Source organism: Streptomyces sp. NPDC001507 (assembly GCF_042894765.1).
GTDB lineage: Bacteria > Actinomycetota > Actinomycetes > Streptomycetales > Streptomycetaceae > Streptomyces.
In genome coordinates this window covers 18,427-43,089 of record NZ_JBIAVV010000021.1, presented here as the reverse complement: position 1 = coordinate 43,089, position 24,663 = coordinate 18,427, and the positions used below count along the sequence as shown (strand labels likewise).

The 24,663-nt window shown below is 70.3% G+C and carries 18 protein-coding genes and 4 pseudogenes; 18 read left to right on the top strand and 4 right to left on the bottom strand.

Going from position 1 to position 24,663, the window contains the following annotated elements:
• Positions 1-330 precede the first annotated feature (330 nt).
• Together ACFY0K_RS44300 and ACFY0K_RS44295 are read left to right on the top strand one after the other, a co-directional pair.
• Positions 331-591 (top strand): hypothetical protein, encoded by a 261-nt coding sequence (locus ACFY0K_RS44300; protein ID WP_390644708.1) that lies wholly within the window; start codon positions 331-333, stop codon positions 589-591.
• Positions 588-2,094, top strand: a pseudogene (locus ACFY0K_RS44295) (FAD-dependent monooxygenase); the annotation flags it as partial. The gene ACFY0K_RS44300 and the pseudogene ACFY0K_RS44295, both read left to right, overlap by 4 nt.
• Before the next feature lie 196 nt (positions 2,095-2,290).
• Here the strand turns inward: ACFY0K_RS44295 and ACFY0K_RS44290 are convergent.
• Positions 2,291-2,536 (bottom strand): annotated as a pseudogene (locus ACFY0K_RS44290) (MFS transporter); the annotation flags it as partial.
• 700 nt (positions 2,537-3,236) lie between these two features.
• Between ACFY0K_RS44290 and ACFY0K_RS44285 the strand changes: the two are divergent.
• The 5 genes from ACFY0K_RS44285 to ACFY0K_RS44265 all read left to right on the top strand — a co-directional run bounded on the left by ACFY0K_RS44285 (position 3,237) and on the right by ACFY0K_RS44265 (position 9,665).
• Positions 3,237-3,998 (top strand): SDR family NAD(P)-dependent oxidoreductase, encoded by a 762-nt coding sequence (locus tag ACFY0K_RS44285; RefSeq protein WP_390644707.1) that lies wholly within the window; start codon positions 3,237-3,239, stop codon positions 3,996-3,998.
• 23 nt (positions 3,999-4,021) lie between these two features.
• Positions 4,022-4,432, top strand: coding sequence for a VOC family protein (locus ACFY0K_RS44280; protein ID WP_390644706.1), 411 nt, complete (start codon positions 4,022-4,024; stop codon positions 4,430-4,432).
• Positions 4,433-4,682: 250 nt separating this feature from the next.
• Positions 4,683-5,447 (top strand): SDR family NAD(P)-dependent oxidoreductase, encoded by a 765-nt coding sequence (locus ACFY0K_RS44275; RefSeq protein ID WP_390644705.1) that lies wholly within the window; start codon positions 4,683-4,685, stop codon positions 5,445-5,447.
• Positions 5,448-5,644: 197 nt separating this feature from the next.
• Positions 5,645-6,625: an aldo/keto reductase gene (locus tag ACFY0K_RS44270; protein ID WP_390644704.1), complete on the top strand. Its 981-nt coding sequence runs from the start codon at positions 5,645-5,647 to the stop codon at positions 6,623-6,625.
• A gap of 490 nt (positions 6,626-7,115) precedes the next feature.
• Positions 7,116-9,665: an FUSC family protein gene (locus ACFY0K_RS44265; protein ID WP_390644703.1), complete on the top strand. Its 2,550-nt coding sequence runs from the start codon at positions 7,116-7,118 to the stop codon at positions 9,663-9,665.
• A 157-nt stretch (positions 9,666-9,822) separates the two neighbouring features.
• Here the strand turns inward: ACFY0K_RS44265 and ACFY0K_RS44260 are convergent.
• From ACFY0K_RS44260 to ACFY0K_RS44250, 3 genes and pseudogenes are all read right to left on the bottom strand, one after another.
• Positions 9,823-10,450 (bottom strand): annotated as a pseudogene (locus ACFY0K_RS44260) (IS110 family transposase); the annotation flags it as partial.
• Positions 10,451-10,890: 440 nt separating this feature from the next.
• The gene (locus ACFY0K_RS44255; protein ID WP_390644702.1) at positions 10,891-11,475 is read right to left on the bottom strand and encodes a TetR/AcrR family transcriptional regulator; all 585 of its coding nucleotides are present in this window, start codon (positions 11,473-11,475) and stop codon (positions 10,891-10,893) included.
• Positions 11,476-11,864: 389 nt separating this feature from the next.
• A pseudogene (locus tag ACFY0K_RS44250) lies at positions 11,865-12,306 on the bottom strand (4Fe-4S dicluster domain-containing protein); the annotation flags it as partial.
• Between the two features lie 420 nt (positions 12,307-12,726).
• On the opposite strand from ACFY0K_RS44250, the gene ACFY0K_RS44245 reads away from it, so the two are divergent.
• The 11 genes from ACFY0K_RS44245 to ACFY0K_RS44195 all read left to right on the top strand — a co-directional run bounded on the left by ACFY0K_RS44245 (position 12,727) and on the right by ACFY0K_RS44195 (position 24,654).
• A complete protein-coding gene (locus ACFY0K_RS44245; RefSeq protein ID WP_390644701.1) occupies positions 12,727-13,812 on the top strand; it encodes a lytic murein transglycosylase in 1,086 nt (361 codons plus the stop codon).
• A 53-nt stretch (positions 13,813-13,865) separates the two neighbouring features.
• The gene (locus ACFY0K_RS44240) at positions 13,866-14,897 is read left to right on the top strand and encodes a sigma-70 family RNA polymerase sigma factor (protein ID WP_390644700.1); all 1,032 of its coding nucleotides are present in this window, start codon (positions 13,866-13,868) and stop codon (positions 14,895-14,897) included.
• 119 nt (positions 14,898-15,016) lie between these two features.
• Positions 15,017-15,955 carry an ABC transporter ATP-binding protein gene (locus ACFY0K_RS44235; protein ID WP_390644699.1) on the top strand — a complete coding sequence of 313 codons (939 nt, stop codon included), beginning with the start codon at positions 15,017-15,019 and terminating at the stop codon, positions 15,953-15,955.
• Positions 15,952-16,722 (top strand): MlaE family ABC transporter permease, encoded by a 771-nt coding sequence (locus ACFY0K_RS44230; protein ID WP_390644698.1) that lies wholly within the window; start codon positions 15,952-15,954, stop codon positions 16,720-16,722. Before ACFY0K_RS44235 ends, ACFY0K_RS44230 begins: the two co-directional genes overlap by 4 nt.
• A gap of 3 nt (positions 16,723-16,725) precedes the next feature.
• Positions 16,726-17,541 (top strand): ABC transporter permease, encoded by an 816-nt coding sequence (locus tag ACFY0K_RS44225; RefSeq protein ID WP_316770464.1) that lies wholly within the window; start codon positions 16,726-16,728, stop codon positions 17,539-17,541.
• 5 nt (positions 17,542-17,546) lie between these two features.
• Positions 17,547-18,797, top strand: coding sequence for an MCE family protein (locus tag ACFY0K_RS44220; protein WP_390644697.1), 1,251 nt, complete (start codon positions 17,547-17,549; stop codon positions 18,795-18,797).
• Positions 18,794-19,834, top strand: a complete 1,041-nt coding sequence (locus tag ACFY0K_RS44215; RefSeq protein ID WP_316770468.1) for an MCE family protein — start codon at positions 18,794-18,796, stop codon at positions 19,832-19,834. Before ACFY0K_RS44220 ends, ACFY0K_RS44215 begins: the two co-directional genes overlap by 4 nt.
• Positions 19,831-20,997 (top strand): MCE family protein, encoded by a 1,167-nt coding sequence (locus tag ACFY0K_RS44210; RefSeq protein WP_390644696.1) that lies wholly within the window; start codon positions 19,831-19,833, stop codon positions 20,995-20,997. Before ACFY0K_RS44215 ends, ACFY0K_RS44210 begins: the two co-directional genes overlap by 4 nt.
• Positions 20,994-22,103: an MCE family protein gene (locus tag ACFY0K_RS44205; RefSeq protein WP_390644695.1), complete on the top strand. Its 1,110-nt coding sequence runs from the start codon at positions 20,994-20,996 to the stop codon at positions 22,101-22,103. Before ACFY0K_RS44210 ends, ACFY0K_RS44205 begins: the two co-directional genes overlap by 4 nt.
• Positions 22,100-23,383 carry an MCE family protein gene (locus ACFY0K_RS44200; RefSeq protein ID WP_390644694.1) on the top strand — a complete coding sequence of 428 codons (1,284 nt, stop codon included), beginning with the start codon at positions 22,100-22,102 and terminating at the stop codon, positions 23,381-23,383. The genes ACFY0K_RS44205 and ACFY0K_RS44200 overlap by 4 nt, the downstream gene beginning before the upstream one ends.
• Positions 23,380-24,654 (top strand): MCE family protein, encoded by a 1,275-nt coding sequence (locus ACFY0K_RS44195; protein WP_390644693.1) that lies wholly within the window; start codon positions 23,380-23,382, stop codon positions 24,652-24,654. Before ACFY0K_RS44200 ends, ACFY0K_RS44195 begins: the two co-directional genes overlap by 4 nt.
• Positions 24,655-24,663 lie beyond the last annotated feature (9 nt).

Genomic DNA, 24,663 nt, shown 5'->3' with positions numbered 1-24,663 from the left:
CACCCCCCAGGTCATCCGCTCGACAGGGGGGAACAGTCATGCCGGGCCCGGAGGCCAGCGGCCCTCTTGCAGGACCGCGGAAAACATAACGGGGGCGGGACAACCTGGTGGCCAGTGGCCTGGGGGCGGCGAGATCGGCGACGACTCCGCGCTGGACCAGGTGATGGCGAGCCAGGGCCCGAGCCCGCCCACCTTCGCCGAGAACGAAGAGCAGATGCGACGCTGCGGGGCCGAGTTGCTGGACCGTATCGGACCGGCCGTGCTTCGGCTGCGCGAGGCGGGGGCGACGGGCTGCAGGACTGTCTCGTCCAGGACGAAGAGGCAGGCGCCGTGCGGTCCCTGCCAGGGCTCCAGGGCTTCCCGATCGCCGTGGTCGCGGCCCACGCCTCGCCGTTCGCGGCGTTCCAGCACGGTGTCGCCGACTACCTCGTCCAGGCCGGTGCCGACGTCGAGTTGCTGCGCCTGGCGGACCTGGGGCTCACGGGCAACGGTCACCTGCCCATGGGCGAGAAGAACTCCGACGACGTGGCCGAGGCACTGATGACCTGGCTGAACAAGCGACTGGCGGATGGGGAGGACACGTCCCGATGACAACCGTGCCGACCGTCGAGACCGATGTGCTCATCATGGGAAGCGGGCCCGCGGGAGCGAGCGCCGCACTGGCGCTGAGCACCTCTGGCGTGCCGAACGTCATGGTCACCCGCTACTCACGCCTCGCGCCACGCCGCCCGGGCGCACATCACCAACCAGCGCACCATGGAAGTGCTGCGTGACCTGGGTGTCGAAGAGGATGTGATCGCCCAGGCCACCCCGCAGCATCTGATGGGCAACACCGTCTTCTGCACCACCATCGCGGGCGAGGAGTTCGGCCGGCTGAGGTCCTGGGGCAACGAACCGCTCGTGCAGGCCGCGCACGAGCCGGCGAGCCCCACCCGCATGTGCGACATGCCTTCAGCGCCTCATGGAGCCGGTGCTCGTGAACGGGGCCATGGCACGCGGAAGCCAACTGCGTTTCGGCACCGAGTACCTGTCGCACGAGCAGGACGCCGAGGACGTGACCGCCCTGGTCCGCGACCGGCTGCGCGGCGACACGTACACCATCCGCGCCAAGTACCAGATCGGCGCGGACGGCGGCCGCAGCAAGGTGGCCGAGGACGCCGGGCTGCCGATGGGCGGCCAGATGGGCGTGGCCGGCACCATCAACATCGTCTTCGACGCGGACCTCACCAAGTACGTGGCGCACCGACCCGCCGCCCTTTACTGGGTGCTGGCGCCCGGCGCGACCGTGGGCGGCATCGGCGCCGGCCTGGTGCGCTGCGTACGGACGTGGAACGAGTGGCTGATCGTGTGGGGCTACGACGCCGACGCCGGGCCGCCGGACCTCACCGAGGAGTACGCCCTGTCCGTCGTCCGCAAGCTGATCGGCGACGACGAGATCCCGGTGACCATCGAGTCGTCCTCCGCGTGGACGGTCAACGAGATGTACGCCGAGACGTGCTCCAGCGGCCGGGTGTTCTGCCAACGGGCTGGGCTCCAACACCTCCATCCAGGACTCCCACAACCTGGCGCGGAAGCTGAAGCTCGTCCTGGACGGCACCGCGTCCCCGTCCCTGCTGGACACCTGCAGTGACGAGCGGGCACCGGTCGGCGAGCAGGTCGTCACTCGGGCCAACCAGTCCATCGGTGAGACGGCACCCGTCTTCGAGGCGCTCGGCGGCCTGGCGCCGCAGACCCTCGAGCAGCTGTGGCGGAACATCGCCGCCCGCAAGGACGCCGCTACGGAGGCCGAGGAGCAGCGGGCGCGGCTGCGGGAGGCGATCGCCTTCAAGGCATACGAGTTCAACGCCCATGGCGTGGACCTCCAGCGCTACGCCTCCGCCGCGATCGTCCCGGACGGCACCGAGTACCCGGCTTCGCACGCGACCCCGAGCTGCACTTCCAGCCGAGCACCCGCCCCGGCGCCAAGCTCCCGCACGCCTGGCTCTCCGCGGGCACCCGCAATCCGTCCACCCTGGACCTGGCCTGGACCTGGGCGGAAACGGCCGGTTCACCCTGATCACCGGCGTCGGCGGTGAGCCCTGGACGGAGGCCGCCCGCATCCTCGGCAAGGAGTTCGGATCAGATGGGAGCCCGTACACGACTTCTCAGGACGCAACCCGGCGGCGTCGGTCAGGTACCGGGAACCCCGACGCGACCATCTCGCACGACGTGTCCCCAATCGTGCATCCCCCGAAGGAGCGAATGTGGTGTTCGGGGGATGCGGCCGGCTGGTGGTCCACCGATGTCAGCGTCAGGCCGACTGCGGCACTGGCTCCGCTGCGGTGGGCTGCCGTGCCGCGCGGCGGGCCGGGACGAGTAGCGCGACGAGCGTGGCCGCCAGGCAGGCACCGGTCAGCAGGGCGAAACCGTGGGTGTAGCCGGAGCCGTACGGCAGGCCGGAGGGCTGCAGCCGACCGGTCACGAGGCTGCTCATCACAGCGGCTCCGATGGCACCGCCGATGGTGCGGATGTTGGCGTTCATGCCGGTGGCCGCACGGTCTGCGCCGGGGGGACGCGCTTCGGACGTCCGCCCCGGGCCGTGCAACCAGGCCTGAGGCCAGAACCGGCAGCACCGCGCGGATGACTGTCACCCCGCCCCTGTCATGTCAGAGCCATGCCGCCGGTATGCGATCCGGTTGTCCGCCTATTGCCGGAACCTGTGCGAAGTAGTCGCCCGCAGGAGACGGCGAGTTTGGTCTGTGTGGGCGAGAGCGCGTGCATCTGTGCCGCCAGGGCGTCCGGAACCGCTCGTTGGCTTCAACGACCCCGAGCTACCGCGGGGTTGTGCGCCGACTCGCGATTACCTGGGCTGTCACACGGTGACGGCCCTGTCGTCGGGGCCGCCCCTGTCGTCGTCGGCCAGTCCCGGTCCTCTTCCCGCCACACTTGCAACCGGAACCAGTTCCGCTTATGGTTCAACCGGAACTGGTTCCGGATGGCAGGGTACTGCGACATCGGGCTTCTCCGCGAGCGGCCGCACTCCGGCCCGTCCGGCGGTGTCATGCATGACCGGCTCCTTGCCGCCATCGGAACCCGAAGCAACCACCACAGGGGCGCGGGCGACGCCCACCGGCAGGTCTCCCGCGACGTGATCGAGGTCACCCGGGACGATCCCGCCGACGCGCTCCCCGGCTCCGGCCTCACTGAAGAGCTACGCCACCCGAACAGGATCAGGCAGGGAAGACAGGAAAGAGATCATGGACAAATCTTTCGAGGGCACCACGGCGCTGGTCACCGGCGGCGGCACCGGTATCGGCCGGGCCTCGGCACTCGCCCTGGCCGCGGCCGGCTGCACCGTGACGGTCGCCGGACGCACGGTGGCCACTCTGGAGGAGACCGTTCGGATGATCACCGAAGCCGGTGGCACCGCCCGCCACGTGGCGTGTGATGTCAGCGACGAGCAGTCGGTCGCGCAAGCGGTCGAGGTGGCTGTCGGAGACTCCGAGCGGCTGGATTTCGGTGTCAACAGCGCCGGGATCAGCGGCGGAGACGATCTGCGGAAGTTGGCTGACTACCCCAGCGAGACCTTCGACCGCATGATTGCCACCGATCTGCGGGGGACGTTCCTGTCGATGAAGTACCAGCTGCGTCAGATGCAGGCGCAGGGCTTCGGCTCCATTGTCAATGTCGGCTCCGGGGCGAGCGTGGTGGGAGTGGCGGGCTTCGCCGGATACACCGCGGCCAAGCACGGCGTCATCGGGCTGACCCGAACCGCCGCACTCGACTACGGGCCGAGCGGCATCCGGGTCAATGCCCTCGTCGTCGGCCTGGTCAACACGCCGCTGATCGTCGAAGGACGCTCGCCGGAGGTGATGGCGGCCCGGGTGGCAGCCCATCCGATCGGCAGGATCGCCGAACCCGAAGAGATCGCCGACGCCGTCCTGTGGCTGTGCTCCGACCGGTCCACCTTCGTCACCGGCGCGGCCCTCCCGGTCGACGGCGGATACACGGCGCGCTGACCGGTAAGGCATTACAACTGGCCATGTCCACGGTCTCCTTTGATCACATCGGGCTGTCGGTCGCCGACCTCGACCGGCAACGCCGCTTCTACATCGAGGCGTTCGGCTTCCACGACAGGTACCGGACCGAGTTTCCCGAGGCCGGTATCCGCATCGTGCTCCTCATCGGCCCCGGCGGCGCCTCGGTCGAACTGACCGAGCGCGTCGGCTCGGCACCGCAGCACTTCGCCGATCTGGTCGAGGGCGCAGGCGTCCAGGGCTACTTCCACTGGGCCCTGACCGTGGACGACCTGGAGGCGGCGGTTTCCAACGCGGTCGCCTGCGGCGCCCGCACTATCTCCCCGCCGGCACCGGCCCGGCGGCCCGGGATCCGCTTCGCCTACATCGCCGACCCCGAGGGCAACCTCGTCGAACTGCTGCAACACACCCACTGAACCGCCACCACCCACAAGCCCTCGCCCGCACATCGGCGGCCGCAACTGGACCACGGGCAGCCTCTTGCGCGCCCAGGCCGCCCCGCACGGGGGCCGAGATCGAGGGGTCGGAGCGGCGGCACTTCCCACCGCACTCGGTACGGCGACAACGCGGGCCCGCGCTTGGGCCCCGCCCAAACGTCCGTCGGCCGCGGCCCGCTACAACCTGCGGCCTGTCAGGCCGCGATCACCACACATGGAGGAAGACATCATGACTGGACGACTGCAGAACACGGTGGCGCTGGTGACCGGCGCCAGCAGTGGCATCGGCGAGGCGACGGCGCGCAGCCTCGCCGCTGAGGGCACGGCCGTCGCCGTCCTCGGACGGCGGCGCGAGCGGCTGGAGGAACTCGCGGACAAGGTCCGCGCCGATGGCGGGCGGGCCTTCGTGGTCACCGCGGACATCACCGACCAGCAGCAGGCCGCGGCGGCAGTGGAGGCTGTGGTGGCCGAGTTCGGGCGCCTGGACACGGTCGTCAACAACGCCGGAACCATGGGCGTCGGGCAGGCGGTGGACTCCCCGCTCGAGGAGTGGGAGCGCATGCTGGAGATCAATGTCCAGGGCCTGCTGTATGTCACCCACGCTGCGCTGCCGCACCTCCTGCGAGCGGCAGAGGACTCCCCGCGCCGGGTGGCGGACCTGGTCAACATCAGTTCCACCGCGGGCCGGGTGGCCCGGCCCGGGACTGCCGTCTACAACCTGACCAAGTTCGGCGTCAACGGATTCACCGAGGCGCTGCGGCAGGAGGTCATGCAAAAGCGCGTGCGGGTGAGCGTGGTCGAGCCCGGCACCGTGGCCACGGAGCTCAGCTCGCACCTGCGCGACGGGGTGCGGCAGACGATCGAGAAGCAGGTTGAGGGCATGGAGATGCTGCGCCCCGAGGACATCGCCGACGCGGTGTCCTACATCGTCACCCGGGACCGCCGGGTCGCCGTCAACGAGATCCTCGTCCGCGCCGGCGACCAGACCTGGTAACAGACCACGGACGAAACCGCTGGACGGGCCCTCCCTCCGGCAATCCCCTTGCGAGGCCCCTGTGCCGGCGCCGACGATCCCGCGCCGGTACGGGGCCCGCAGCACGCCGCCCCCCGCAGCCTCGCAGCTGAGGCGACATCAGAACGTTAGGGCCGGTGGCATTCCATTGCCTGTGATACCCAGAGAGTGACATCAACATGGAATATGTGAAGCTCGGTCATACCGGTCTCGACATCTCACCCATCTGCCTGGGCTGTATGACCTTCGGTGAACCGGAACGCGGTTACCCGTCGTGGAGCATGCCCGAGGAGGAGAGCCGGTCGATCCTCAAGCAGGCGATCGAGGCGGGTATCAATTTCTTCGACACGGCGAACGTCTACTCGGATGGCTCGAGCGAGGAGATCCTGGGGCGCGCCGTCAGGGATTTCGCCCGCCGCGACGAGGTCGTTGTCGCGACCAAGGTCTGTGGCGTCATGCGTCCGGGGCCGAACGGCAGCGGACTGTCCCGTAAGGCGATCTTCACCGAGGTCGACGCCAGCCTCACCCGTCTGGGCACCGACTACATCGACCTCTACCAGATCCACCGTCTGGACCCGAAGGTGCCGATGGAGGAAACCCTCGAGGCACTGCACGACGTGGTGAAGGCCGGCAAGGTCCGCTACATCGGCGCCTCGTCCATGTACGCCTGGCAGTTCAGCAAGGCCTTGTACCTGCAGAAGATGAACGGGTGGGCGCGCTTTGTGTCCATGCAGGACCACTACAACCTGCTGAACCGCGAGGAAGAGCGCGAGATGCTGCCCCTGTGCGCCGACCAGGGGGTCGGTGTCATCCCGTGGAGTCCGCTGGCCCGTGGGCGCCTCACCCGGGACTGGGACACGGTGACCGACCGGTCCTCGGCCGACGCCTTCGGCGACACCCTGTACAACGCCACCGAAACCGCCGACAGGGCGGTCGTCGAGCAGGTCGCCAAGATCGCCGCCGCGCGGAGCATTCCTCGGGCGCAGGTCGCGCTCGCGTGGCTGCTGCGCAACCCGGTGATATCCGCCCCGATCGTGGGTGCGGGCAAGCCCGGCCACCTCAACGACGCACTGGCCGCGCTGGAAGTCAGCCTGACCGACGACGAGGTGGCCCAACTCGAGGCACCCTACGTCCCGCACCCTGTGGTAGGGAACTTCTAACCGACGCGCCTCCGGCCCCGGGGATGCGCGAGTCCTGGCGCACCCCCGCGCCAGGACCACACCGGCGCAGGCGCGCTGCCCATCGAGTCCGGAACCAGGCGCGCGCCTGGCCGATATCAGCGTCGACCCTGCCCGAGCCCGCCGTCGCGCAGCGGCGATCGGTGCCCGCCCCGTATCTCGCTGCTCCACCGCACGCAGGGCACTACCGCGGTGCCTGACTGCCAGTCGCGACGGCGACTGAACTCGGAACGCGCCGTCGCGCTGGCCCGCGCGGTGCTATTCGCATGATCGCACAAACACTTGCCATGGAGGACAGTTGAGCACGTCAGCTACGGAGACCCCCCAAGCGGACGCGGCGGTGGACGCCGCCGGGCCGCCCCCGATCCACGTCCCGCACCGGGTCAGCGGGCCGAGACGCTGGTGGGACTGGGTGCTCGCCGCAGACCCCGGGCTACTCCAGCTCCAAGCGGGCTGGCGTGCACTGGTGTCCATGTCGGTCGCCTTGACGGCTGGCTACGAGCTGTCCGACCCGCTGGGCGTGCCCGTGTTCTTGAGCATGCTTCTGGGCGGCCTCACGGGATTTCTGAGTTGCTTCCTGGTTGCCGAGAAGACCCCGCTGCGTCTGGCCCGCGCCATCTTGTGGATGCCGCTGCCGTTCTCCGCGGTATTGCCGCTTGTCCTGTGGCTGCATCCCCACCGGATACTCAGCATGTGCCTGATAGGGCTGCTGGCGGCCGTGATCTTCGTGCTGGCGCGCTTCGGTCCGATCTGGCTGACCGCCGGCACCATGATGTTCGCCGCCAGCATGTTCGGCATGGTAGCGCCGATCCCGTTGGCCCTGTGGTGGCGGATCCTCATCCTCGGCATCGCCACCACGGTTGCCATGCTGGTCGCCTGGCTCGTGCTGTGCTATCCCATGCCGCGCGAGGACTTGCTGCGCATCCAGCGCGCCTTTCTGGTCGAGGCGCGGCGGGTCACCGAAACCGCATCGGTCGCCCTGACTCCGGACGCCAACCGGGCCAGGGCGGTGAGGCGTATGCGGCGCACGCTGCGGCGGCTGAACATCACCACGCTGACCATCGACGGCCACCTCGACCAACCCGCGGTGGCGGCCGATCCGCACACCGCCGAGCTCCTGCACCAGTACCTCTTCGACGCTGAGCTCGCCCTGCAGGGCATCGGAAAAGCCGTGCAGCAGCTGGCGTCCCGTCACGTGCCCACCCGGTTGCGCGAGGCGATGGTTGTCAGCCTGGTCATCGCTCGGGACACGCACCTGGGCCGGGCCGACGCGCTGCGCCCGGCCGCCGACCTGATCCGGCAGCAAGCCGGTGCCGGTCAGGAAGGCATGAGCGCCGAGGAGGCCGAGGTCCGCGCGCTGGCCCGCCGGGTCGGCGATCTGCTCGATGCCTTCGCCGACGCACTCGCGTGCTGGCTGAACCTGGGAGAGAACTCACCCACGGAGCGCGCCAGGGTCCCGTTCCGAAAGACCGTGGTGCTGGTGCAAAACCGCCCGGCCGGAACCGCGCTGGTCGCACAGCGTGCGGGGATGGTCCACGGCGCCAGGGGCTGGCGGGGTGCCGTGCCCTCTCTGCGCACACCGCTGCAGACCGCGATCGCCATCGCCATCGTCTGCCCGATCACCGACGCGATCGACCCGGGCCACTTCTACTGGGGCGTCAGCGGGGTGATGCTGTCCTTGTTCGGTGTCAGCACCACACCGGACCGGCTGCGCAAACTCGCGCACCGGCTGCTCGGAACGGTCGTCGGGGCGGTGCTGGGGATCGGCGCGCTCCATCTGATCGGTCCGGGCCACCTGTACCAGACCACGGCGTTCATCGCGGTTGCGATGTCCCTGTGCGTATGGGGGATGCAGCGGCAATACGCCTACTTCGTCGTCGGGCTCGTCGCCGCGCTGACCCAGCTGTACGGCCTGAGCATGCCGTACTCCGACATGAACTGGCTGTTGACAAAGCGGCTGATCGACAACGGCGTGGGCATCGTGATCGCCACCGTGTGCGCCGCCGTCATCTTCCCTGTGTCGAACAGGAAGATCGACCGCGAGGCCAAGCGTGGCTACCTCTCCGCACTGGAGCAGCTCATCGCTCAGGTCGCCGAGCGCTGGCGGGACCCCGAGGCACCGACCCGGCTGCGTGGTGCGGCCCGCGGCGTGGATGCCGCCCTCTTTCAACTGCGAGACGCGCTAAAGCCGCTGGTCCGCATGCCGCTGGGGGTGCGCGGGCGCCGCAACGAGAACCTCCTCGCCCTGTTCGGCACCGCAACCCAGCACGCACACGCCCTGGCCACCGCCGCCGACATCGACCTCGCCGCCCCACTGCGTGCCCGAGCGGAGCAGATCACCGAGGTCTTCACCGATTCCCTGCACGCCCTGCAGGAGCAGATCACGACGGGGCGGCGCAGCGGTGGGTGGACCCGGGTCGGTCCGATGATCCGCGAAACCGAATCCCTCCTGTTGAACGCCCCTACCGGGCGGGAAGCTGAGCGGCTCGGTGTCGCCCTTCGGGAACTGTCCGCCCTGGATGAGGTGCTGGCGAACCTGGCAGACACCGTCGGCCTGAGCGTGACCATCGCGCCGCAGTCGGCGGCTGCCGACCCCACCGCCGCCGGCCACTCGGACGTGGCATCCCCCACCCCCCGGGTGGCCGCACAGGGACACGGCCGCCATCGGGCCGGAGGGGCCGCCGGCCCGTCCCGTCCCGCCGACAGGGCCGACGCACCAGAACGAGCCGCCCACGCGCTGGACCCGGCGCACACCGCTGACACGGTCACTGTCAGCGGCACGTTGCGCTGCCCGTTGCACCCCGGCGGCTGCGAGGCGTGGATCACCGTGGTGACCGGCCAGGGCAAGCGCTGGACGCAAGGCAGGACGGTGCACGGCCGCTACCAGATCACCGGGCTTCCCCCGGGGGCATACACCCTGATCGCCTCCTCCTCACAGCACGCACCGTATGCCCAGTTCCTGCTCGTGGACCGGGCCGGCCAGCAGCTCGGACACGACATCGCACTCGGCCCCGCCCACTGACAGCCCCTGCTGTCCTTCTTGATCAGGTAGCAGGCTCTCCCGGGCGGTGCATGAGCGCGATGCGGGTCGCCGATATGGGGTCGCGGAACGCGGTCTCGTCCGACCGCCAGGCCGCACAGCTGCGGATCAGCTGCGTGCGGGTCGGATTGCGCACCAGTCGGAAGGCCTCACGTAGCCGGTCGACTTCAGCCTCGACGCTGCGCTGGCGGCCGGCCTTCATAAGGAGCGGCCGCAGCGGCCAGGACCACACGCGCGAGCGGGGAGCACAGTCCCTCGCATGAGGACTGGAAGGCGGTGAGGAAGCCGGTGAAGTATTCGCACAGGTGGGAGCGGAGATAGTTGGCTGCCTGAGTGCGGTCCCAGACGGCGTCTTGCTGTGCTCTGGCCAAGACCGCGACGGCCTCGGCGAGTTCATCGTTGTGAGGCAGCGGCCGGTGGGCGGCCATGTCGGGCGCGAAGGATGTTTGCTAGGACCATCGCGTCGAGGTGGTCGGACTTGTTGCGGGCGACCGCGTGTCGGTCGCGGTAGCGGGCGGCGGCCATGGGGTTGATTGCGTAGACGGGGCGCTGGGTGGCTCGGAGGCAGGCTACGAGCAGGCCGCCGGAGGTTTCGATCGCGACCGCGGGCGGGGTGCCTGCAGCGTCGCCGTGCTCGCCGAGCAGCAGCTGCAGACCAACAGCGTCGTCGGTGATCCGGGCCCGGGCTAACAGGGCTCCGCGGTGTCGACCAGGGCGACATCGTGGTGGTCGCCGGCCCACTTGGTCCCGCAGAACAGACTCCGCACTCGCCCACCTGCCCTCGGGCAAGTTCACCGCGAACGCCGCCTGGCTCACCCTCGCCGCCACCGTCTACAACCCCACCCGCGCCGCCAGCCACCTCGCCTCCGCCTTCCACGCCAAGGCACGGACCGGCACCATCCGCCGCCACCTGGTCGACATCCCCGCCCGGACCGCCACCGGCGCCCGCCGCCTCACACTCCACCTGCCCGAACACTGGCGCCGGGAAGCCGACTTCACCGACCTGTGGACAGCGACCGGACAACGCATGCTCACCTGACAGCGCAACCCCTCCGCCCGCCCATGACTCGAAAGACCTTGGAGACCCCGCGCCGGACGGCCACCCGACAACCGCCGCTGCCCACACCCCGAAAGATCACCCTGAACAAACCCGAAGGCGACGATCGGAATTCATGGGGTGGATCGAGGGTCAGGCGGGGAGATCGTGTCAGTTCTTCACGATGCCGTGCAGGAGTAGGTCGATGAGTCGGGTGGCCAGGTCGCGCTGGTTCTCGTTGCCGGCCATGAGGCTGATCCCGCCGAGGGCCATCAGGATGTCCTGGGCCTTGATTTCCGGCCGTGCCACCGACGGGCCCCCTGCCGGTGTGAGCAGGTGGTCGATGGCTTCGGCGAGCATGGCCCGGGTCTGCAGCTTCTCACTGTCGTCGGTCAGCACCACGCGGAGCGCGTCGGCCATCCCCTGCTTGGCGGCCATGAAGTCGATGAAGCGTTCCATCCAAGTCCGCAGCGCGTCCACGGGTGCCTGTGTGGTCGCCAGGTGCGGCGCCGCTTCGCACAGGCGCTGTACCTCGAGTCGGTAGATCGCCGCGACCAGTAGTTCCTTGGACGGGAACCGGCGGTAGAGAGTGCCGACGCCGACTCCGGCCGCTTTGGCGATGTCCTTGACCGAGGCGCCCGCCCCCTCGCGGGCGAAGGCGGCCGCTGCCGCTTCCAGCAGTCGGTCCTCGTTGCGTTGTGCGTCGGCCCGCAGCGGTCGGCGGGAGCGTGCCGTGTCCCCCTTGTTGCCGGTCAATGCCGACTCCCTTCGTGCAACTGGCAACCGGAACCAGTTCCGGATAAGAGTACGACAGCCTGCCGCCTTCGCGCCACTGGCTGCGCATTCACCGTCCCGTTCCGCCACCTTCCCGGAGAGGATGTATCAGGCTGCGCTGCGCGCAGAGAGACGCCGCGGGCGAACGTCCGTGCTTTCTCCCGCTCGCCGACATCGATCACCGCCGCCGCCACACCCAGGACGGCCCCTTGCCGGTCCCGAAGGCGGAATGCCGAGAGCCCCACTACCCGAACGCTTGGGGAGGCATCCGCAGGGCGCACACGCAACTCGCGCTCGGGGGCAGACATGCCGCTGTCCAGCACACCGCGCAGCATCGCTTCTACCTCGCCGGGACAGATAAAACCGTACTTGCCTTCGGCGACGTCCGAGCGGAGCTTGAACAGGACGTCAGTGAAGCGGATGCGGACGGGGCAGACGTCGTTGCAGGCGCCGCACAGTGTGGAGGCGTACGGCAGTGAGGCGGTCTGGGGGTCGTCGGGCCCCTTGAGCAGGGGATTGAGGATCGCGCCGATGGGTCCGGGTTAGACCGAACGTAGGAGTGGCCGCCGGTGCGTTCGTAGACGGGACAGACGTTCGTGCAGGCACCGCAGCGGATGCAGCGCAGCCCTGCCGTCCGACCGGGTCGGCCAGCGCGCGGGTGCGGCCATTGTCGACCAGGACCATGTGGAAGGTGCGCAGCCCGTCGCCGTCCGTGACTCCGGTCCAGCTGCTGGTGTAGGGGACCATCGGCTCACCGGTGGCGTTGCGCGCCAGCAGTTGCACGAAGACTTCCAGGTCGCGCCAGATCGGGACCGGGCTCACCTGGCAAAAACCGACTCAGCGGGCGCCCACCTACGCAGAGGACGGTCGGCGTGCCACGGCCCCCCGCACCGGCGCCGCATCCGCGGCGCTGGCCGGGGTGGGCAGTGGTGAAAGCTGATCCAGGACGAGGTGGCCGACGCGTTCGGCCCGGGCGTCGCGTCGAAGTCGGTGTACAGCGCCCGGCGGGGCGGTTGCCGACACACGCCACCGCCGAAGCCCTCACCGGCTGCCCCGGCGCCGGCACCTGGCAGGTCGACGAGCTGATCGCCGGCGGCGCCGGCCTCGACGGCCCCTGCGACCGCCAGATCGGCATGCGCCTCCCGTGCCCCCGGTTTCCTGCGACGGACCTGCCCTCCGGCCGCGTAGAGCAGACGACGGATTCGCCACGGAGGGGACGGAGGGGACTGCACAGTGACAGCGCGTGCACTCAAGGGGGCACTGAGGGGTGCCAGGGGTACGGCGATCGCGGCGGCGGCGATGGCCGTGCTGGCCGCGTCGCAGGCGCCGAGGGCGGTCTCGGCCGAGGCCGTGGAGCCCGCGCGTGCGGCGGCTCCCGCCGAACACGGCCTCAGCGTGTCCGGCGACACCCCGTACCGCCCCGGCCTTCCTCCGCTGCGGACGCGGAAGAAGGGCTCGGCACAGGGAGTGACGGGCGGCGGTGCCCTGCCCGCGAGCGTCTTCGCCGCGTACCGGCGTGCCGAGGAGGAGCTGGCGCGCAGCGCGCCGCGCTGCGGACTGCGCTGGCAGCTGCTGGCCGCGATCGGCCAGGTGGAGTCCGGGCAGGCACGGGGCGGCCGGGTGACCCCGGACGGGACGACCGTTACGCCCATTCTCGGCCCGCGGCTGACCGGCGGCGCCTTCGCCGTCGTGGCGGACACCGACGGCGGCGCGTACGACGGGGACAGGCTGTACGACCGCGCGGTCGGCCCGATGCAGTTCATCCCGTCCACCTGGGCCCGCTGGGGAGCGGACGGCAACGGCGACGGACGGACCGACCCGAACAACGTCTACGATGCGGCGCTCGCCGCCGGCCGCTATCTGTGCGCGGGCGGCCGGGACCTGTCGAACCCCGCCGACCTGGGCCGGGCGATCCTGGGCTACAACCACTCCGACGCCTATCTGCGCACCGTCAAGGCGTGGTACGCGTACTACCTGACCGGACACCGCGTGGTGCCGGACGCGTCCGGCGGATCCCGGTCAGACCGGCCGAAGCCCGACCGCCCGAAGAACCCGAAGAGTCCGAAGCCGTCGGACGACCGGAAGCCGGGCCCTGGTCCTTCGCACACGCCGTCGGCCCCGCCCGCCTCGCTCACCCCCAGCCCGTCCCCCAAGGCCGGCGTCCCCACGGAGTCCGGGCCGCCGCTGGTTCCCGTCCCCGAACCGACCCTCACGCTGCCCGGCGGCGGTGTGCTGCCCGACGCGGGGCCGCTGACCACCGGCAACGGCTGGAACACGATGGACGTCTCCCCCTCCACAACTGCCACTACTCGGGGGTAATGTCGCGACCCGCCGGAAGCACAGGATCGGCGGGTGAGTGCGAAGGGGCTCTCATGGCGACGGACATGCCTGCGGACACAGCGGCCGACGACGAGCGTTGGCTGCGCATGTGGAGCCAACGCGAGCAGCTGCTCAGGGTGGCCAGGCGGCGGTCGGTGAGCCAGGAGGACGCCGAGGACGCCGTGCACGAGGCGATGCTGCGGGCCGCGGAGCGCCCGGACCTCGACGACGAGCGGCTCGGGGCCTGGCTGACGACGGTGACGATGCGGCTGTGCGTCGACCGGCACCGGCAGGTCAACCGCGAGGCCGAGGTGGGCAGCCGCCCCACACTCGTCGCGCCGAGCCCGGTACCCGTCGAGGATGCGGTGTGCGACCGGGCCGAGGCGAAGTGGCTCGCCGTGCGCAGCGGCGAGCTGCCCGCCCGGCAGGCGGAGGCGCTGCGGCTGAAGTCGGAGGGCCTGGACGTCGGCCAGGTCGCCGTGCGTATGGGGCTGAGCTACCGGACCGTCGAGTCCCTGCTGGCCCGCGCCCGGCGAACGCTGCGCGCCTCGCTGGCCGGGACGCTCGGGCTCGTGCTGTTCCTGCTGGGACGCGGCCGGCCGCACGCGGGCGGCAAGGCGCAGGCGGTGGCCATGGCCTCGGCGGCGGCGACGCTGGTGGTGGCGGGCTTCGCGCTGCCGTACGCGCTGGGCGGCGGCGGGAAGGGGCCGGCGCCCCGGCCGGCGGTGTCCGCCGGTGCCGGGGCGATCCGGTCGGACAGCACGGCCCGGGTGCGGGTCCCCGGGACGCCCGAAGGCGCACGCGGGCCGGCGGGCCGTGTGCACCGGCCGGCCGCGTCCACTGCCGACGGGTCGTCGGCGAAGATGTCCCTGCCATCCGTGCCGGCCCTGCCTGCCCTGCCTGCCGTCCCGGCGGCCTCGCTTCCGAGCGTGTCGGTTCCCGCGGTCCCGCGGGTTCCGGACCTTCCGGTTGCGTCGGCCGTCCCCTCGCCGCCGTCGGTCGCGCCGGTCCCGGCCCCTGACGCCGTGCCGTCCGCCCCGCGCTTCGTGCCCACCGCGAGTACGCCTCCCGTGAAGCTGCCGTAGGGCCCGCGAAACCAGTCCGAAAAAAATCCGGGTCCGCCGCGACGGACGCCCCGCCCCTCCCCGTAGAGCAGTCGTCGGAGCTGTTCACGGGCGAGGGCACGGGCGAAGGGCGGGACCGGATGGGTGTCGAGATCTGTGTGGAAGGGCTGACCAAGTCCTTCGGTCACCAGGTCATCTGGCAGGACGTCTCACTGACGCTGCCCGCCGGGGAGGTCTCGGTCATGCTCGGCCCATCCGGGACGGGCAAGTCGGTGTTCCTCAAGACGCTCGTCGGCCTGCTCAAGCCGGACCGCGGCTCGGTCACGGTGGCCGGGCGGGACATCACCAAACTGCGTGAGCACGATCTGTACGAGGTGCGGAAGTTGTTCGGCGTGCTGTTCCAGGACGGCGCGCTGTTCGGCTCGATGAACCTGTACGACAACATCGCCTTCCCCCTGCACGAGCACACCCGCAAGTCGGACAGCGAGATCCGCCGGATCGTGCTCGAGAAGATGGAGATGGTCGGGCTGCTCGGTGCCGAGGCCAAGCTGCCCGGCGAGATCTCCGGCGGTATGCGCAAACGCGCCGGGCTCGCCCGGGCGCTGGTCCTGGACCCGGAGATCATCCTCTTCGACGAGCCGGACTCCGGCCTCGACCCGGTGCGCGTGGCCTACCTCAACCAGCTCATCGTCGACCTCAACGCGCAGATCGACGCGACCTTCCTCATCGTCACCCACGACATCGCCTCCGCCCGCCAGGTCCCCGACAACATCGGGCTGTTGTTCCGGCGCGAGCTGGTGATGTTCGGGCCCCGCGAACAGCTGCTGACCAGCGACGAGCCCGTCGTCCGCCAGTTCCTGAACGGCCGGATGCAGGGGCCGATCGGCATGGCGGAGGAGAAGGACGCGGCCCAGGTCGAACAGGAACTCGCCCAGATCCAGGAACCCACCAGCCCTCCCGGCGGCAGGCCCCTGACCCCCCGCCTGCTGCCGGGCCCCGGCATCACCCGACCGCCCCGCTGGGAGGCGATCGCGACACGGGAGGCCGAGCTGCAGCGCAGGGAGGTGGCCGACGCATGAGCCTGTCCCCCACCGGTGCGCTGCGGCGCTCGGGCAACCTGTTCGCGATGGCCCTGGACGTCGTCCGGACCCTGCCCAGACGGCCTTTCCAGGCACGGGAGTTCATCCAGCAGGCGTGGTTCGTCGCGAGTGTCACGATCCTGCCCACCGCCCTCGTGTCCATCCCCTTCGGCGCCGTCATCGCGCTCCAGATCGGCAGCCTGACCCGGCAGCTCGGCGCCCAGTCGTTCTCCGGGGCCGCGTCCGTGCTCGCGGTGCTGCGCGAGGCCTCGCCGATCGTCACGGCGCTGCTGATCGCGGGCGCGGGAGGCACGGCGATCTGCGCGGACCTCGGGGCGCGCAAGATCCGGGACGAGATCGACGCGATGCAGGTGCTCGGCATCGACCCGATCCACCGGCTGGTGGTGCCGCGCGTGCTGGCCTCGATGGTGGTGGCCGTGCTGCTCAACGGTCTGGTGTCGGTCGTCGGCGTCGCGGGCGGTTATTTCTTCAACGTCATCCTGCAGAACGGCACACCCGGCGCCTACCTGGCCTCCTTCACCACCCTCGCCCAGCTGGACGACCTGTGGGCGGCCGAGCTGAAGGCGCTGGTGTTCGGGGCGATCGCCGCGATCGTCGCCTCCTACAAGGGGCTGACCGCGCAGGGCGGGCCGAAGGGCGTGGGCGACGCGGTCAACCAGTCGGTCGTGATCACCTTCATGTTGCTGTTCGTGACCAACTTCGTGATGACCGCGGTGTACTTCCAGGTCGTCCCGCAGAGGGGTTAGCCAATGCGACTTCTCAGCCGTCCACTGGACGCTCTCGAAGAGCTCGGATCCCAGCTCTCCTTCTACGGGCGCTCACTGGCCTGGACGGGCCGCACCGTCCGCCGCTACAAGAAGGAGATCCTGCGGCTGCTCGCCGAGGTGAGCTTCGGCCGGGGCGCCCTCGCCGTCGTCGGCGGCACGGTCGGCGTGATCGCCTTCCTCTCCTTCTTCACCGGAACCGAGGTCGGCCTCCAGGGCTACGCGGCCCTCAACCAGCTCGGCACCTCCAACTTCGTCGCGTTCCTGTCGGCGTACTTCAACACCCGGGAGATCGCCCCGCTGGTGGCCGGACTCGCCCTGTCCGCGACGGTCGGCGCCGGGTTCACCGCGCAGCTCGGTGCGATGCGGATCAGCGAGGAGACCGACGCGCTGGAGGTGATGGGCGTCCCGTCGCTGCCGTTCCTGGTGACGACGCGGATGATCGCCGGCTTCGTCGCGGTGATCCCGCTGTACGTGATCGGGCTGTTGTCCTCGTACCTCGCCGCCCGCACCATCACGACCGGTTACTACGGGCAGTCGACGGGCACCTACGACCACTACTTCCACCAGTACCTGCCACCGGTGGACGTCTTCTGGTCCTTCGGCAAGGTGATCGTCTTCGCCGTCCTGATCATCCTGGTGCACTGCTACTACGGCTACCACGCGAGCGGCGGCCCGGCGGGCGTCGGCGTCGCGGTCGGCCGTGCGGTGCGGACCTCGATCGTCGCCATCAACGTCCTGGACTTCTTCCTGAGCCTCGCGATCTGGGGCGCCAACACGACTGTACGGATCGCGGGGTGAGGCCGATGAGAGCACTGAGACTCAGGTTGTACGGCGTCGCGTTCATCGCCGTGCTCGCGCTGCTGCTGTCGCTCGCCGTGGCCGTCTACGAGCAGGCGTTCACGCCGGTCGTGCACATCACGCTGGAGGCCGACGCGCTCGGCAACCAGCTGGAGCCGCGCGCCGACGTCAAGCTGCGCGGGCTGCTGGTCGGCGAGGTCCGGGCGGCGCACGCGGACGGGACGAAGGCCACGCTCGACATCGCGCTCAAGCCGGAGTACGTCGCGTACATCCCCTCGGACGTACACGCGCGGCTGCTGCCCAAGACACTCTTCGGCGAGAAGTACGTCGATCTCGTGCCGCCCGCCGGGTCGGCGGTCCGGCCCATCCGCGCCGGGGACGTCATCACTCAGGACCGGACCACGGTCGGCATCGAGGTACAGCAGCTGATGAACGACCTGCTGCCGCTGCTGCGGACGGTCCAGCCGGGCGAACTCAACGCCACGCTCTCGGCGTTCGCCACCGCTCTGGAGGGCCGCGGCGACCGGATCGGCGACAACCTCGTCCGGGTCGAGGGCTATCTGCGCCGCCTCAACCCGCACATGCCCTCCCTCAAGGAGGACATCACACGGTTCGCGGACGTCGCCGAGGTGTACGGCGACGCCGCCCCCGACCTGATGCGGATCCTGCGCAACACGGTCACCACCAGCCGGACGATCGTCGAGAAGAGGGACCGGTTGGCCTCGGCTCTGCGCGCGACCGCCTCCGTGGCGGGCACGGCGAACGACTTCCTGTCCGAGAACGGCGACCGGCTGATCACCCTGGGCCGGGTCTCCCGCCCCACGCTGGAGCTGTTCGCCCGCTACTCCCCCGAGTACCCGTGCCTGTTCCAGGGCCTGGTCCGGCAGGAGAAGGCGTCGGAGGACGCGTTCCGGGGCGGCGAGATGCGGATCACCCTTGAGGTGGTCCGGCCGCAGGGGGCGTACCGGCCCGGTGAGGAGCCGGTGTACGGCGAACGGTCCGGTCCGAACTGCCGCGGTCTGCCGCATCCGCAGGTACCCGGGCCGAAGCCGCACCTCGACGACGGTACGTCGGCCGGAGGTTCCGGCGCCGGCGCCCTCCCCGGAGATGTCGGCGTGTCCGCCACCCGGGCCGAGCAGCGGGCCGTCGGCTCGCTCGTGGCCCCCGTCATGGGCGTCCCCGCGGACCAGGTGCCGCCCGTGGCGACCCTGCTGTTCGGGCCGCTCGCGCGCGGAACGGCGGTGAGTGTCGGATGAGCAGGTCAGGAGCCCGGCAGACCGCCGCCCCGCTGGTCAAGTTCAGCCTCTTCGCGCTGGTCACGATCGCGGCGACGGCGCTGCTCGCCGCCACCATCGTCAACGTCTCCTTCACCCCCAAGGACACCTATCACGCGGTGTTCACCGACGTCACCGGGCTGGAGACCGGCGACGACATCCGGGTGGCCGGAGTGCGGGTGGGGGAGGTCGACGGCATCCGGATCAAGGACCGGACCCTGGCGGAGGTCACGTTCACCGTCAGCGCGGACCGGCCGCTGCTCGCCGGGACCCGTGCGGTCGTCCGCTACCGCAACCTGGTCGGGCAGCGGTACATCGCGCTCACCGAGGGCACGGGGGACGTCACCGCGCGGCTGCGGCCGGGCGGCACGATCCCGTTGTCCCGGACCCAGCCGGCGCTGGACCTCAACGCCCTGCTGAACGGCTTCAAGCCGCTGTTCGCCGCGCTCAGCCCGAGCGACGTCAACCAACTGGCCACCGAGATCGTCCAGACCCTCCAGGGCGAGGGCGGCACGGTGAACAGCCTGCTCGCGCACACCGCCTCGCTCACCAGCACCCTCGCCGACCGCGACAAGCTGATCGGATCGGTGATCGACAACCTCAACACCGTCCTGGAGACGCTCGACAAGCGCGGCTCCCGCTTCTCCGGGCTGCTCACGCAGCTGCGCCGGGTGGTCTCGGGGCTGTCCGCCGACCGCAAGCCCATCGGGGAGTCGCTGGTGAGCATCGGCGACCTCACGGACGTCACGTCGGGGCTGCTGAAGGACGCGCGTCCACCGCTGAAGGACGACATCGCCGGGCTCGGCGATCTCGCCGGAACGCTGAACAAGAACGAGAACACCGTGGAGGGCGTCCTGAAGCGGCTGCCGAACAAGCTCGACAAGCTGACGGGGACCGCCTCGTACGGCTCGTGGTTCAACTTCTACCTCTGCGACTTCGACGGCCGGATCGTGCTGCCGAAGACCAAGCAGGTGATCAGCCCGGAGCTGCACGTGGCGCAGGCGAGGTGCGGCGGATGAGCATGCGCATCAGGCGGCGCAAGGTCCGCCGCCCCGAGCCGCTGGTGAAGGTACGCGTCCTGCCGCCCAAGCTGCCGCGACTCCCCAGACTGCTGCCCAAACGCAAACCCCGCCCCGAACCCCTCGTGAAAGTCCGGGTCCTGCCGCCCAAGCTGCCCAGGATCCGGCTCAGGCGCCCACGCCTCAAGCCGTTCCGCGAGCAGAACCCGGTTGTCGTGGGTGCCGTCGGCCTCACCGTCCTCGCGCTGCTCACCGTTGCCGCCTTCAACGCCGACAGCCTGCCGCTGATCGGCGGCGGCGACACCTACAGCGCGGCCTTCTCCGAGGCCGGCGGGCTCAAGCCGGGCGACGAGGTACGGATCGCCGGGGTCAAGGTCGGCAAGGTCGAGGGCGTCGACCTGGAGGGCGACCACGTCAAGGTGACCTTCAAAGTGAAGGGCCATCCGGCATTCGGTACCGACACGGGTGCGTCGATCCGTGTCAAGACGATCCTCGGCGCGAAGTACCTGGCCCTGTACCCGAAGGGGCCAGGCCAGTTGAGGCCGGACCGCGAGATCCCACTCCGGCGGACCGTGTCGGCGTACGACGTCGTCCAGGCCTTCAGTGACCTGACGACCACCACCGAGGAGATCGACACGGACCGGCTCGCGAAGGCACTGGACACGATCTCCGTCACCTTCCAGGACTCCCCCGAGGAAGTGCGGGCGTCGATCAAGGGGCTGTCGCGGATCTCCCGGACCGTCGCCGCCCGTGACCAGGCACTGCGCGGGCTCCTCGACCATGCGAACGGAGTCACCAAGGTGCTGGCCGGTCACACGAAGGACTTCTCCGCGCTGGTGAAGGACGGTGACGCCCTGTTCAAGGAGATCGACGAGCGGCGTGCGGCGATCCACAAGCTGCTCAAGAGCTCCGCGCTGCTCGGCATCGAGCTGTCCGGCCTGGTCGACGACAACAGCAAGGAGATCGGGCCCGCACTGAAGAACCTCAACACCTTCGTGACGATGCTCGAACGCAACCAGGCCAGCCTCGACCGCAGCGTCCGGCTCCTCGCCCCCTACGTACGGCTCTTCACCAACACCCTCGGCAACGGCCGCTGGTTCGACTCCTACATCCAGAACCTGGTCGCCGCCCCGGTCACGCCACGGACGGGAGGCACCCGATGACCCGCAGACTCCTGGCCCTGTTCACCGCGCTCGCGATCGTCATCGGCCTCGCCGTCGTCCTCTGGCCGGGCCCCGCCCCCGTCCGCGTCACGGCGTACTTCCCGCGCACCGTCGGCATCTACCCCGGCTCCGACGTCCGCGTCCTCGGCGTCCGCATCGGCGAGGTCAAGAAGATCACGCCGGAGGGCGACCGGGTACGGGTGGAGCTGGAATACGACCGGAGCCGCAAGGTCCCCGCCGACGCACAGGCCGCCATCATCAACTCCTCGGTGGTCAGCGACCGTTACGTGCAGTTGCTGCCGGTGTACCGCAAGGGCGCGGTGCTGCGGGACGGAGGCGTCATCCCCGAGTCCCGTACGGCCGTCCCCGTCGAGCTGGACCGGATCTTCGACAGCCTGCACACCACCGCCGAGGCACTCGGCCCGAACGGCGCCAACAAGAAGGGAGCGCTGTCCCGGCTGCTCGGGGTGAGCGCGGACAACCTCCAGGGGCAGGGCGAGAACCTCAACCAGACGGTGGAGGACCTGTCCCAGGCGGTCACCACGCTGTCCGACGGGCGGGGCGACCTGTTCGGGACCGTGCGGAACCTTCAGGTGTTCACGGCCGCACTGGCGGCGGACGACACCAGCGTGCGGTCGTTCAACACCGACCTCGCCGACGTGGCCGGGCAGCTCGCCGGGGAGCGCAAGGATCTCGCGGCCGCGCTGAAGTACCTGGCCGCCGCACTCGGCGACGTGTCCGGCTTCGTGAAGGGCAACAAGAAGGCGCTGACCTCGGACGTGCAGGGCCTGGCCAAGGTCACCAAGGTCCTCGTCACCCAACGGGACGCTCTGGAGGAGCTGTTGACCGTCGCCCCCACGGGCCTGTCGAACCTGCAGAACGCCTACGACCCCGCCGCCGGCACCCTCGACACCCGCAACAACGCGCAGACCTCGCAGGATCCGTCCTCCGTTCTCTGCTCGATCCTGAAGACGACCGGCGACGACCACGACAACTGTGCCGGGCTGAAGAAGCTCTTCGACTCCCTGCCCGAGGTTCCGTCGGCCCCGCCGTCGACGGGCACGGTCGACAAGACCCTCGGCGGGATTCTGGGGGCACCGGCATGAGCGTGCGGCGCAAGGGGCGGGTGGCCGCCTGGGCGGCGGTCGGCACGCTGCTGCTGACCGGCTGCGAGTTCAACGGCTGGTACGACGTTCCGCTCCCCGGCGGCGCCGCCTCGGACGGTCACGCCTACCACGTCACCGTCGACTTCCGGGACGTCCTGGATCTGGTGCCGCAGTCGGCGGTCAAGGTCGACGACGTCACCGTCGGCGCGGTGGAGAAGGTGGAACTGGACGGCTGGCACGCGCGGGTACGGCTACGCATCGCCGACTCGGTGAAGCTGCCCGGCAACGCCGTCGCCGATCTGAGGCAGACCAGCATGCTCGGCGAGAAGTACGTCGCCCTGTCCGCACCGACCGGCACGCGACCCGTCGGACGGCTCCACGACGGCGACCGCATCCCGCTGTCCCGCAGCGGCCGCAACCCGGAGGTCGAGGAGGTGCTGTCGGCCCTGTCCGCGCTGCTCAACGGCGGCGGGGTGGCCCAGCTGAAGACGATCACCGTCGAGCTGAACAAGGCCCTCAGCGGCCGCGAGGACCGGGTCAGGTCCCTGCTGAAGCAACTCGACACGTTCCTCGGCGGCCTCGACGACCAGCGGGCGGAGATCGTGCGCGCGCTCAAGGGCGTCGACCGGCTGGCGAAGCGGCTGAAGGCCGAGAAGAAGACGATCGCCCTGGCCGTCGACACCATTCCGCCCGCCCTGAAGGCCCTCGCCGACCAGCGCAAGGACCTGACGAAGATGCTCACCGCGCTGTCGGCACTGGGCAAGACCGGCACCAGGGTGGTGAACGCCTCCCACGACGACACCGTCGCCAACCTGAAGAAGCTCCAGCCCATCCTGCAGCAGCTGAACAAGGCGGGCGACGACCTGCCCGACTCCCTTGAGCTCCTGACCACTTACCCGTTCCCGCGCAACGCGACGGACGCCGTCAAGGGCGACTACGTCAACCTCGGGATCACCGCCGACCTCGACCTGGCGGACCTGTACGGCAACGTGACCGGCAAGCCGGGCAACGGCGGGAAGCCTCCGGCACCCGGGACACCGCATCTTCCCGTTCTCCCCACTCCCACCCCTCTCCCGTCCGTCCCGTCCCTGCCGGGCACCCCGTCCGTGCCCCCCGTCCCCTCCGCGCCCGCCGTACCCTCGACGCCCTCCGACGGCAGCACCCTGCTGTGCCCGCCGGTGTGCACGGCTGCGTACGGCACCGGGGACGGCTCGCGTCGCCTCCCGCCGGGGGTCGATCTCGGCCTCGCCGAGCTGATGCTGAAGGGGATACTGCCGTGATCACACGTACGGTCAGGGCCCAGTTGCTCGCCTTCGCCACCGTCACCGCCCTCGGGGTGTCCTACGTCGGCGCCCGGTACACGGGCCTGGTGGACGACGTCCTGCACCGCGGCTACACCGTGCGCGCCGACTTCGCCGAGTCCGGGGGCGTCTTCCCCGGCGCCGAGGTCACCTACCGGGGCGTGCCGGTGGGCCGCGTGGGCGATCTGCGGCTGACCGGGTCCGGGGTCTCGGTGGCACTGAAGATCGAGGACGGCGCCCCGAGGATCCCCGCCGACACACTCGCGGTGGTCGCCGACCGTTCGGCGGTGGGCGAGCAGTACGTCGACCTCCAGCCACGGCGGCCGGGCGGGCCGTACCTCATGGACGGCAGCCCGATCCCGCGCAACCGCACCCGGACCCCGCTGCCGGTCACCGACCTGGTCCTCAGCCTGGACCGGCTGGTCAACTCGGTCGGCAAGGACGATCTGCGGGTCACCGTGGACGAGTTGGGCAAGGCCTTCGCCGGCACCGGACCGAACCTGAGCCGGCTGGTGGACTCCGGCAACGCGCTGGTGGAGTCGGCGTCCGAGTCGCTCCCCCAGACGGTCTCACTGATCGAGGATTCGCGGAAGGTGCTCAAGACCCAGGCCGACCAGGGCTCGGCCATCAGGTCGTTCTCCCGCGACCTGGCCACGCTCACCGAGCAGCTGAAGTCGAGCGACGGCGATCTGCGCAGGCTCATCGACAACACCGCGCCCGCCGCACAGCAGTTGGACTCCCTGCTGAAGTCCACCCGGCCGCAGGTGCCGGTCCTGCTGGCCAACCTCATCAGCGGCGGCCAGATCACCCTGGCCCGGCTGCCCGGCGTCGAACAGGCCCTGGTCACACTCCCGCTCACGGTCGCGGGCAGCTACACGGTCATCCCCGGCGACGGCACCACCCACTTCGGGATGACCGTGAACGCCGACGACCCTCCCGCATGCACCCAGGGCTACGGCACCCAGCGGCGCGACCCCGCCGACACCGGCACGCGCCCGGCGAACACCGACGCGCGCTGCACGGTGCCGCGCGGCAGCAAGAGCTCGGTGCGCGGAGCGCAGAACGCGCCCGGCGCGACGACGGGTCGGTACAGCGCCGGCCAGAGCGCGTTCGTGGCCCCGTACGACCCGGAGACCGGCACCGTGACCGGCCCGGACGGAACGCCCTTCGAGATCGGCTCGACGGGCGGGGAACAGACCGTGTTCGGAAAGGAGTCGTGGCAATGGCTGCTCGTGGGACCGATGGCATGAGAGGCGGAC